Below are 11,120 nucleotides of genomic sequence, written 5' to 3' on the forward strand. Positions count from 1 at the left end.
TACACTGCTTTTCATGAGCGACGGTGTGCAGACCCACTCCGCCCCCACCCGGGCCGCCGGTTCTGTGGCACTCGCGGAGCGGGACCTCGCGGCGGACGCCGCCAGAGTGGGCTGTGTGATTGCCGTGGTGTTCATTCACATACTCATGGTGACCCTCACGGCAGACCCGGACACCGGGGAACTGCGCTCCGTCATGGTTCCCACCGAACAGCCCTGGTACTGGTGGGCCACGTGGATCGCGCAGGTCATGCCGCTGTTCTTCGTGGTCGGTGGGGTGGCCACCGCGGGGGCGATCCGGCGGCGTCGGGCCAGGGGAGCGGCACCGGCCGAGTACGTTCGCGAACGCACCCTGCGACTCATGCAACCCGCGGCCGTGCTGTGGTTGGTCTTCGCGGCCGGTGCATGGATTGCGTTGGCGGCCGGTGTCGGCGAGGAGCTGGTGACGTTCGCGCTCTCCGGCATGGGTATGCCCCTGTGGTTCCTGGCCGCCTACTTGATTTCGCAGGCGTTGGCCCCCACGTTCTTGGATGTGCACGAGCGCATGGGCTGGGTGTGGTGCTGGTTCCTGCTCTCCTGCGTGGTGGCCGTGGATCTGCTGCGGATCGCCACGGACCAACAGTGGTGGGGGCTGTTGAACATGCTGTTCGTGTGGCCGCTGATTCAGCAACTCGGGTTCTTCCGGGCGGACGGCTGGTTCGCCGCGCGTCGCACGGTCACCCTACTTGCAATCGCGGCGCTCTGCTACGGACTGCTGGCCGTGTGCGTGGTCTCCGGGCGGTACGCGCCGGACATGCTCACCAATCTGAACCCACCCACGCTGTGCATGGTCTTGCTGGGTCTGGCCCAGGCGTGCGTGCTGCAGGTGTGCACCCCCGCGCTCAACCGCCTCATGCGTTGGCGCGTGGCGCAAGCGGTCGTGGTCGCGGTGGGAACGCGCGCCATGACCATTTATCTGTGGCACCTACCGGTGATCATTCTGGTCATGGCCGCGTGGCACTTCACGGGCGGTTACGATCCGGTTCCTGGTTCGTGGGCGTGGTGGTTGCTGCGGGTTCCCCTGGCGGTGGTGTGCTGGGCCGCAGTGCTCGCGGTGGCCGCCGCGCTGGTCAGGGTTGAGCGGGCCTCTGCGACACCGTGGGGCAAACTTCGGCTGAGACCTTCGGCCGTGCTGATCGGGTTGATTTGCGTGGTGGTTCCGCCGTTGCTGGAAATCATCACGCTTCTGACCCCCACGCTGGTGGTGTGGGGTGCGGTCGGGTCGGTGGTGTGCATCGGGATCATGAAGTGGGGCGCTGTTGCGGTGCCACGAGGTGTTCGTTGACGTAACCCAGCAGGGTGGGCATCAACGCGGGGTGGAGTTGGTGACCCATTCCGGGGATCTCGATGAATGTTGCCCCGGGGATGGCGTCCGCGGTGGCCGGGCCCCCGTCCGGGCGCACGATCTTGTCCTTGTCACCGTGGATCACCAGGGTGGGGGCGGTGATGTCCGCGAGCACCTCGGCACGGTTTCCGGAGGCGCGAATGGCGCCGATCTGACGCCGCATGGCCGCGGATTCCCCGTGCGGGTCGAGGCTGCGATCCCAATGGGCGGCGGCCAACTGTGCCTCGTAGGCCTCGTCGATGGGGTAACCCGGTCCGGCCAAGTGGCGCCCGATGATCACGCGGCCTCGGATGTACACGGACCGGTTGGGGGCTCCCGGAAGCATCAGCATGGCCGCCGTGGACGTTGTGGTGGTCCCCACCTCGGGGTCGCCGGTGGTTGAACACAGGGACACGAGACGGCGGACCAGCTCCGGGTGGTGAGCGGCCAGCGACTGCGCGATCATCCCGCCCAGTGAAAAGCCGATGACGTCCGCGCGATCCACTCCCAGTGCCCGCATGGTGTCCGCGACGTCCTCGCTCATGTCCTCCACGGTGTATTGACCCTCGGGGAGATCACCGCTCAGCAACTGCCGCACCGACGGCGCCTTGGACGTGGCGCGGAACGAGCGGCCCTCGTCCCGGTTGTCGATACGCACCACACGAAATCCCTCCATGACCAGGGACTTCAGGAAGGAAATGGGCCACGCGGTGAGGTCGAACGCCAAGCCGGTGATCATGATGACCACCGGTCCGTCCTCGGGGCCGTCCATGCGAACGCACATGGTGCGGCCGTCTCCGAGGTCCACGATGTGTTCCGCCCCCTTGTCTCCCGGCCCCGCGAGCAGGGTCGGGAGTTCCTCGAGAACGGGGGCGGCGGCGTCGTCGAACCGCAAGAACTCGTCGACCACGGGCCGTGATCTGAGCTCGCGGCGATCCGCGAGGTAGCTCATGGACATCAGCCACGGACTGCGGGTGCCTTGTTGAGGCAGGCCGTCGAGGGCGCGCTGGACGTACCCGGCGTCGAAGTCGAGCAGGGGCTTGGTGGGGAGGCCTTCCGGCGCGACCGGCCGCACGGAGGTCGCACCGATCCCGTCCATGTGCGCGAGGAGGCGAGAAAACCAGTCCACGAGCAAACCGATCTTGAGCGTCCAGGACGCATTGGTGTACCCGATGGCGAACGCGAAGTTGGGCATGTCACTGAGCATGACGCCGCGGTAGGCGATTTTTTCGGTGAGGTCCACGGGCGCGCCGTCAATACTGAATCGGGCCCCGCCGAACAGCAACACATTGAACCCGGTGGCCGTGATCAGGAGGTCCGCGGGGATGTGCTGGCCGTTCTCCATGCGCACGCCGGACTCGGTGATTTCGTCGATGCTCCCCGTGACCACGTGACCGCGCTCGGATTTCAGGGCACGGTGGAAATCCCCGCCGGGAGCCACACACACGCGTTGATCCCATGGTTTGTAGGGCGGATTGAAATGCTCCCTGACGGACACGTGGTCGGGCAGTTGCGTCTTGTTGACGGCCGCGATCGCGCCTTTGACCAGGTGCGGCGCGATCTTGCTCGTCTTCCAGAGCAGCCGCTGCTGGCGCGTGGCGACCGCTCGGGCCACGTGCGCGGTCCGCTCCTCACCCAGGCGAGGCTTCAGCGCCTTGGCCAGCCGATTCTGCGTGGGAACGGGAATGATGTAACTGGGCGTGCGTTGCACCATGGTCACGTCCGCGCCCCGGTCCACGAGCGCCGGCAGCAGTGAGACGGCGGTGGCACCACTGCCGATGACCACCACGTTCTTACCCGCGACCGCCATGTCCCGGGGCCACAATTGCGGGTGCACCACCGTGCCCGCGAAGTGCCGCAGGCCCCTGATGTCCGGCTCGTTGGGTTTGTCGTAGCGGTAATAGCCGGTCGCGTTGAAAAGCCAGGATGCCGTCAGCTCCAGATACTCGCCCGTTCCGGAGGGTTCGCTTGTCGCCGACGACGCCGCGGGGCCCCGCGCAGAGGGCCGCCGAGCGCCGTGGTCGAGGTCGGAGCCGCGGTCAACAGGTGCGGCGGTACGTTCCACGGTGACGCACCAGTGACCGTGCCGGGAGGACCAGTCCGCGGCAACCATGCGCTGGTTGAAACGAATGAGATCGTTCACGCCGTACTCGTCGGCGGTCTCACGGATGTACTGCAGGATGGCCGAGCCCTCCGCAATGGACTGCGGCCCGCTCCACGGCCGAAATCCGTAGCCAAAGGTATACAGATCCGAATCTGCGCGCACACCGGGGTAGCGGAACAGGTCCCATGTACCTCCGGTGGCGCCGCGGGACTCCAGAATGCCAATGGTCTTGTGCGGGTGGTCCCGACTCAGTATGCAGGCCGCGCCAATACCACTCAGGCCGGCGCCGACAATGAGAATGTCGAAGTGTTCAGCGGCCCGGGTCATGAGTCATGGATAGCAGGAGTGTCTGCGGTTTTCATGATCGGTCCAGGTGATCCCACACATTGAGGTCCTGCCAGCCAACGGTCACCGCCCGGAGGTGTTTTGCGCCGTTGACCTGTTGTGCGGCCTTCTCGGTGGCGAAAACGCCCAGTGGTTTCGGGTTGCGCTCCACCGGCGCATGGGAATGCCGGCTGCGGTTGCCCTCGACAACAACGAACAGCTGGTCGCCGTCGCCCACTGCGGTCGCGTCAGGAATGGTGAAGCGCTGCCACGTCACGCGATACGTGGGCCGGACGGACAGTTGTTGCTTCTCGATGGCGCGGGCAGTGAACTCAGTGCGGGTGAGTGCCACGAGCGGTGCATCAGAGGTCTCGGGGTGGTGTTGGAAAACCAGGAATGCCTCTGGTCTGCCCCCACGGGCGTTGAGGATCTTCTTCACGAGTGATGTGAACGGCCGGTTCATGCATTAACCATAGAAGCCCGGGGAGTACGATGGACAGGACCGTGTGTGATTCACATCACAAAAAAGCACGCATGTAGCTCATCGGGAGGAAGATCCGTTATGGCCGACAATCGAGCGGTTGCTTACGAAGGTCCAGGCAAGGTCCAAGTCATTGACACCCCCTACCCGGAGTTCGAACTCAAGGACGGTCCGGGCGTGAACCCGGCCAATGTGGGGCGCAAGGTTCCCCACGGCGTCATTCTGAAAACCATTGCCACCAACATTTGCGGCTCCGATCAGCACATGGTGCGCGGTCGAACCACGGCTCCCCAGGATCTGGTCCTGGGACATGAAATCACCGGAGAAGTCGTCGAGGTGGGGCCCGGTGTCGAGTTCATCAAGGTCGGTGACATTTGCTCGGTCCCGTTCAACATTTCCTGCGGTCGGTGCCGCAACTGTAAGGAACGCAAAACGGGCATTTGTTTGAATGTGAACCCGGACCGTCCGGGTTCCGCCTACGGTTACGTCGACATGGGCGGCTGGGTCGGAGGACAAGCGCAGTACGTCCTGGTGCCCTACGCGGACTGGAACCTGTTGAAGTTCCCCGATCGGGACCAGGCCCTGGAGAAAATCATGGACCTGACCATGCTCTCGGACATTCTGCCCACAGGGTTCCACGGTGCCGTGACCTCCGGGGTCACGGTTGGTTCGACCGTGTACATCGCCGGTGCGGGGCCCGTGGGGCTTGCCGCGGCGGCGTCGGCGTTGCTGCTCGGTGCGGCCGTGGTCATCGTGGCCGATATGAACGAGGATCGACTGGCGCAGGCCCGCAGTTTCGGGTGCGAGACGGTCAACCTCACGGAGGGTGATCCGCAGGATCAGATTGAGCAGATTCTGGGCGTCCCCGAGGTGGATTGCGCCATTGACGCGGTTGGTTTCGAGGCGCGCGGTCACGGCAAGGACGCCGAAGAAGCGCCCGCCACCGTGCTCAACTCACTCATGGATATCACTCGCGCGGGCGGCGAACTCGGCATTCCGGGGCTTTACGTTACCGGCGATCCGGGCGGCATTGATGAGGCTTCGCAAAAGGGATCCCTGTCCCTGTCCCTGGGTACGGGTTGGGCGAAGTCCCTGGCCTTCACCACGGGTCAGTGCCCCGTCATGAAGTACAACCGGCAGCTGATGATGGCCATCCTGCACGACCGGATCCACATCGCCAAGGCGGTCAATGCCGTGGCGATTCCCCTGGAGGATGCACCCCAGGGGTACGAGCAATTCGATCGCGGTGCGGCCACCAAGTTCGTCCTGGATCCCAACGGGTACCTGGGAGCAGCCGCGGCATAGGGGTCGCTGGCACGCCGCACACCCACGCTGATCGACGTTACGACCCTTGGTACTCGCCACCGCGTCATTTGATCGACCTTTCGACCCGACTTTCCGAGTTTCAGGGCGTTACCGTCGATCAGATGACAGGCTGCGGTGGCGGGTGGTCGTAACGTCGATCGGGCTGCGGGTGGCTCCGGGGTCAGATTTGCAGGTGCACCAGGCTCGGGCCGCAGATGCTCAGCGCCTGCTGCACCGTGGAGGCCAGGCTGTCCATGGTCGCGGACAACCCGGTAGCACCAAAGGCTTCCGCGAGCTGCACCCAGTCCGGCTGTTCGAGGTCCACGGCCAACGGGTCGATGTCACGGTCCACCATGCCCTGCCGAATCTCGCCGTACCCCCCGTTGTCCACGCAAATGATCGGCAGGTCCAGGTCGAGTTCCACCGCGGTCATCAGTTCCTGGATGCTGAACATCAGGGCACCGTCGCCCAGCAGGCACACCACCGGACGATCCGGGGCGGCCAACTTGGCACCGATCGCCGCGGGCAGTCCGTAACCCAGGGTTGCGTACGTGCCCATGTACAGCAGCGAGTGCGGGGTGGGTGCGCGGAAGAACGTGGTGGACCCCATGTACGTCACCTGGGACGAGTCGCCGGCCATGATCGTGTTGTCCGGGACCACCTCCATGATCGTCTCGTTGAGCGCGGCCAGGTCCGGAGCCCACTGGCGGCCCTCGTTGTCCATGGCGTCGAAGACTTCCCGTAAATCCGGGGCTTCGCGCTCGCCGACGCCGCTCCCACCTTCCGCGCGCAGCGCCTCCAGCAACTGCGACACCACGGCGGACGAATTGCCGGGAACCTCGATGTCCGGCGTGAGGTTGCACAGCATTTGATCGCGCATGATGTCCACGCGAATGATCGGGCCCCGGGGGGTGATGTCGCCGCCCCACAGCTCCGCCTCGCCCACCTTGGAGCCGATGACCAACAGGGCATCGGCGGTGCGCAGGAATGAATGCGCGGTGCTCAGTCGAAGGTCCGCGCCCAGGGACAACCGGTGCTTCTCCGGGATCGCGCCCTTACCGTTGGTCGTGGTGATCACGGGAGCTTCGAGCAGCTCAGCCAGCTCCAGCAACCGAGGGCCCGCGGCCAACGAGCCGCCACCGGCCAAGATGACCGGGCGGGACGCTGCGGCGAGAGCGGTAGCCGCCGCGGCGACGTCGGACGCCGGTGCGGGTTGCGGTGCACCCAGGGGGCGCGGGGCAGTAGCTGAGGCGGGAACGTCCGCCGGGCCCTCCAGGATGTCCAGCGGAATTTCAATGTGGATGGGCCGCGGGCGGGAGTGGGTGAAGTCGCGCATGGCGTCGTGAATCATGATCACGGCCTCGGCCCCGGAGGTCACGCGGCGGGACTGACCCACGATGGCGTTGACGGCCGCGGAAGGGTTCTTGGTCTCGTGCAGCGACCCGATGTCCCGGAAATCCTGCCCCACCGGGCGTCCCGGGGACAGCAGGATCATGGGTCGGGATTCGGCGTAGGCGGTGGCCGCACCGGAGAGCGAATTCAGCAGCCCCGGCCCGGAGGTCGTGATGACCACGCCCGGCAGCCCGCGCACCTGCGACCAGCCGTCCGCGCCGTAGGACGCGCCCTGCTCGTGCCGCGTGGTGATCGCCCGGATCCCCAGCGCGCGCAGCGGCCGGTAGAACTCGAGCGAGTGCGTGCCCGGAATGCCGAACACCGTGTCGATCCCGTAGCCGCGCAGGGTCTCCAGGACCGCGCGAGCCACGGTGCGCTCCGGGTGTTGGGTGCGCTCGGGTGCTTCGGTCTGAGTGGTCACGAGGCGACGTCCTTCCAGAAGTAGTGATGTTCAGCACTGTAAAGGGCGCGGCACGCGGGAGCCACCACACCACCCACCGTCTCGTGTCCTCGGAGGCAAAGCCCAGGATATGGAGGAGCGGCCCCCCGCCCGTGGCAAGGAGCCGCTCTCAAGTGATGAACGCGCGGAGACTACTCCTTGTTGAGCTTGTCCTGGATCCTGCCGGCAGCCTTCTCCACCATATTGGGCTGCTCGGTGGTTCCGTAGAAACGGGCATCCGGGTGGGTGGGCGGCGGCATGGGCACCCCGGCCATCGGTTCGGCCTGGTACCCGAAGGTTCCCTTGCCGTCGGGAGTGGGTCCCGAGGCCCAGGAGCCCTCGGCGGCGGCGGGCCCGTCCGAGAAGTTGTAGTAGTCGTAGGAGTACTCGGTGGCCTCCTTGGACTGCGGGAAGTTCGACGGCGTGGGCATCTCCTCCAGCCCGTCCTCCTGAAGTTCCTTGACCGCTGCGACCCACTGGTTCTGGTGCATGGTGTCGCGGGCCAGCAGGAACGAGAGCATGTCCCGGATCCCGTGGTCGTCGGTCATGTGGTAGAGCCTTGCCACCTGGGTGCGGCCCTGCATCTCGGCGTTGATGTTGGACGTCATGTCCGCCAGGAGGTTACCGCTGGCGGTGACGTAGGAGCCGGACCATGGGTTGCCCATCGAGTCCACGGGGCGGGCACCGGCGCCGGCGACGATCCCGTGCTGCACATCGGTGCCACCGATCACGGCGGCCACGGCGGGGTCGTTCTGAATGGCTTCCTCCGTGATGCCCAGGGGTGCCTTTTCCAACAGCTGGGCAACCATGGTGGCGAGCATTTCCACGTGGCCGAACTCCTCGGCGGCGGTGCCGAAGAGCATGTCCCGGTACTTACCGGGAATATGAGCGTTCCATGCCTGGAAGCTGTACTGCATGGCCACGGTGATTTCCCCGTACTGACCACCGATCACCTCTTGTAGCTTGCGGGCGTAGACCGCGTCAGGGGCTTCGGGGGTGGAGTTGTACTGAAGTGTTTGGCGATGAGTGAACACGTGATCCTCCTAGAGGTCACGCCGATGTGGCCGGACCCATGGTGGGTCGAGGCGCGTTACCATCAGCATGCTTACCAGGCTAACCGCGCCCGCCAAGAATGACCAGGGATTACGGCAGCCGAACCGTATGCATCCCTGATATCTCAACTCTCCGGGACCGCCATGGGCCTGGGTTCTCGCTCAGGACGTGGCCTCCTTGATCCGGCGGGACCACTTGGCGGAAACCTCCGTCGAGGTGCGCTTGGTCAGCAGTGACACCACTACGTACACGAGCAGCGAGGTCAGGAGACCCAGGTAAATGGGGGAGTTGGCGAGCACACCGAACACAGCCATCGACACCAGTGTGACCAATGAGCCCACGGCCATGGATCCGGCCGCGCCCATTGCCGTGCCGCGCTTCCAGACCAGCCCGCCCAGAATGGCGACCAACAGCCCGCCAACCAGCACGTTGTACGCAATGGTCAGGGCCACCACGGTGGACGGGACCAGCATGGAGACGAACGTGACCACCAGTCCCACGACCACCACGTAGACGCGGTCCTTGAAAACGGAGGCGTCCTCGGAGCGGGCGCGAGCGACGTCGTCGGGGGAAGCCCCGAACAGACCCTTGAGGGTGGGGACCACGTCAACGCGGGCCACCGTGGAGGCGGCGATCATGGCGCCGGAGGCCGTGGACATCATGGCCGCGACACCGGCGGCGAGCACCACGCCACCCAGGCCGGCGGGAACGTGCATCTGGGCCATGGCGGCGAACGCCTCTTCTGGTACGGAGAGATTGGGGAGCACGGCCGCCGCGGCGGTGCCGATGAGCGCACCGGCCACACCGTACAGAGCCACGTAAACGGCGGCACCCAGACCGGCCCACCGCGCGACCTGCGGCGAACGTGCCGTGAAGACACGCTGCCAGATGTCCTGGCCGATCAGCATGCCAAAGCCGTAGACCACGAACTGCGTGATGATTGCCTGGGAGCCCATGGAGCCCCACTCGAAGTAAGTGGAGTCGAGCCGCTCGGTCAGCCCGGAAATGCCGCCGGCGGCGGAGATCGAGAACGGCAGCAGGACCAGGAACATGCCCACGGTCATGAACACGAACTGCATCAAGTCGGTGAGGGTAATGGACCACATGCCGCCCAGCACGGAATACGCGATCACCACGGCACCGCCCAGCAGAATGGCCCACGGGCGGGAAATGGGGAACAGCACGGAGAAAATCGACGCGTAGGCCGCCGTGGAGGTCACCGAGATCATCAGCGTGTAGGCAAGCATCACGAACGACGACGCGCTGGCACCGCCGCGGTCCCCATAGCGCAACTGCAGCATCTGCGAGACCGTGAAGACCTTGAGCGACTGGATGCGCCCGGCGAAGAAGAGGCTCAGCGCGGCCAGGCCGGTGGCGATGGCGACCACGAGCCACATGCCGGAGATCCCGTACTGGTAGCCCAAACCCACGCCGCCCACGGTGGACGCACCGCCCAGGACCACCGCGGCCATGGTGGAGGTGTACAGACCGGGGCCGAGCCGCCGGCCGGCCACGCGGTAATCCGTGGCCGTCTTGGCCCGGCGTGCCGCCCACAGGCCGATGACCACCATGGCCACCAGGTACAGCACGATGACAAGAACATTCATGAAGGGTTCTCCTTGGGGCACGGCGGGGGCTGCCGTGACGCGCGGGGATGAGCTCGCGAAACGGGTCCAGGGCATAGGGTTTATGCACTAGGTCACAAAAAAATAGCACTGCTGAGACTCCGAGCCGACCACATCCTGGTCGCCCCCGGAGCGTGTGGTGCCCCGAGTGATCCTCGGGAAGAAGGGAGAACCCATGGAACCGGAACGCATTGTGGAAACCACGGCTGACGGGCACGAACGTGTGGGCCCGGTCAACGCCGCCCTCACCCCGCGGTGGGCTGGACCCGCCACGTTCGCCCGCTTGCCGCGCACGGATCAGGTCGACCACACGGACATTGCCGTGGTTGGAATCCCGTTCGACTCCGGCGTCTCCTACCGCTCCGGCGCGCGTTTCGGCCCCAATCACGTGCGGGAATCCTCACGGCTGCTGCGCCCCTACAACCCGGCTCAGAACCATTCGCCGTTCGCGCACCTGCAGGTCGCGGACGCCGGGGACCTGGTGGGTAACCCGTTCGACATCAAGGACGCGATTTCGGCCATTGAGACCGGCGCGCTGGAACTCATGGGTTCGGACACCAAGATCGTGGCCATCGGTGGGGATCACACCATTGCGCTGCCTCTGATGCGTGCCGCTCATTCCCGGCACGGCAAGATCGCGCTGCTGCATTTCGACGCGCACCTGGACACGTGGGACACCTATTTCGGTGCGGAGTTCACGCACGGCACACCGTTCCGCCGCGCGTTCGAAGAGGGCATCATCGACACGGACGCCGTCATACACGTGGGCACCCGCGGACCGCTCTACGGGACCAAGGACCTGGAGGACGACGCGTCCTTCGGTTTCCGGATCGTCTCCTCCGCTGACATCATGCGCTCCGGCGTGGATGAGGTGGTGCGCACCCTGCGCGAGCACGTGGGCGGGCGCCCGCTCTACATCTCCCTCGACATCGACGTCCTGGATCCCGCCCACGCACCCGGCACCGGCACTCCCGAGGCCGGCGGCATGACCAGCCGCGAGGTTCTGGAGATCCTGCGCGGCCTGCGTGGCCTGGACG

8 protein-coding genes are annotated in these 11,120 nt (G+C 65.7%); 3 read left to right on the forward strand and 5 right to left on the reverse strand.

Annotated elements, in window-relative coordinates; all coding sequences use genetic code 11:
• The coding region (locus Q4E95_RS08410) for an acyltransferase (protein ID WP_368660319.1) at nt 1–1,321 on the forward strand (1,321 nt) is incomplete at its 5' end.
• On the opposite strand, the gene Q4E95_RS08415 is transcribed toward Q4E95_RS08410, so the two are convergent.
• Together Q4E95_RS08415 and Q4E95_RS08420 are read right to left on the reverse strand one after the other, a co-directional pair.
• Entirely contained in the window at nt 1,278–3,791 is a 2,514-nt protein-coding gene (locus Q4E95_RS08415; protein WP_303382877.1) for an alpha/beta fold hydrolase, read from the reverse strand. The two genes, Q4E95_RS08410 and Q4E95_RS08415, sit on opposite strands and share 44 nt — an antisense overlap.
• 31 nt (nt 3,792–3,822) lie before the next feature.
• Entirely contained in the window at nt 3,823–4,251 is a 429-nt protein-coding gene (locus tag Q4E95_RS08420) for a hypothetical protein (RefSeq protein ID WP_303382878.1), read from the reverse strand.
• Between the two features lie 99 nt (nt 4,252–4,350).
• Between Q4E95_RS08420 and fdhA the strand changes: the two genes are divergently transcribed.
• Nucleotides 4,351–5,574, forward strand: a complete 1,224-nt coding sequence (gene fdhA / locus Q4E95_RS08425) for a formaldehyde dehydrogenase, glutathione-independent (protein ID WP_303382879.1) — start codon at nt 4,351–4,353, stop codon at nt 5,572–5,574.
• A 181-nt stretch (nt 5,575–5,755) separates the two neighbouring features.
• On the opposite strand, the gene Q4E95_RS08430 is transcribed toward fdhA, so the two are convergent.
• The 3 genes from Q4E95_RS08430 to Q4E95_RS08440 form a co-directional block, all read right to left on the reverse strand.
• Nucleotides 5,756–7,387, reverse strand: coding sequence for a thiamine pyrophosphate-binding protein (locus Q4E95_RS08430; RefSeq protein ID WP_303382880.1), 1,632 nt, complete (start codon nt 7,385–7,387; stop codon nt 5,756–5,758).
• A 170-nt stretch (nt 7,388–7,557) separates the two neighbouring features.
• On the reverse strand, nt 7,558–8,439 hold the full coding sequence (locus Q4E95_RS08435; protein ID WP_303382881.1) for a manganese catalase family protein: 882 nt from the start codon (nt 8,437–8,439) through the stop codon (nt 7,558–7,560).
• A gap of 180 nt (nt 8,440–8,619) precedes the next feature.
• Complete coding sequence (locus tag Q4E95_RS08440; RefSeq protein ID WP_303382882.1) at nt 8,620–10,065, reverse strand: sodium:solute symporter; 1,446 nt, start codon at nt 10,063–10,065, stop codon at nt 8,620–8,622.
• A gap of 193 nt (nt 10,066–10,258) precedes the next feature.
• On the opposite strand from Q4E95_RS08440, the gene speB reads away from it, so the two are divergent.
• Nucleotides 10,259–11,120: agmatinase (gene speB, locus Q4E95_RS08445; RefSeq protein ID WP_303382883.1), on the forward strand; the 862-nt coding region annotated here is incomplete at its 3' end.

Origin of the sequence: Kocuria sp. (assembly GCF_030536815.1) — a bacterium.
GTDB classification, from domain to species: domain Bacteria; phylum Actinomycetota; class Actinomycetes; order Actinomycetales; family Micrococcaceae; genus Kocuria; species Kocuria gwangalliensis.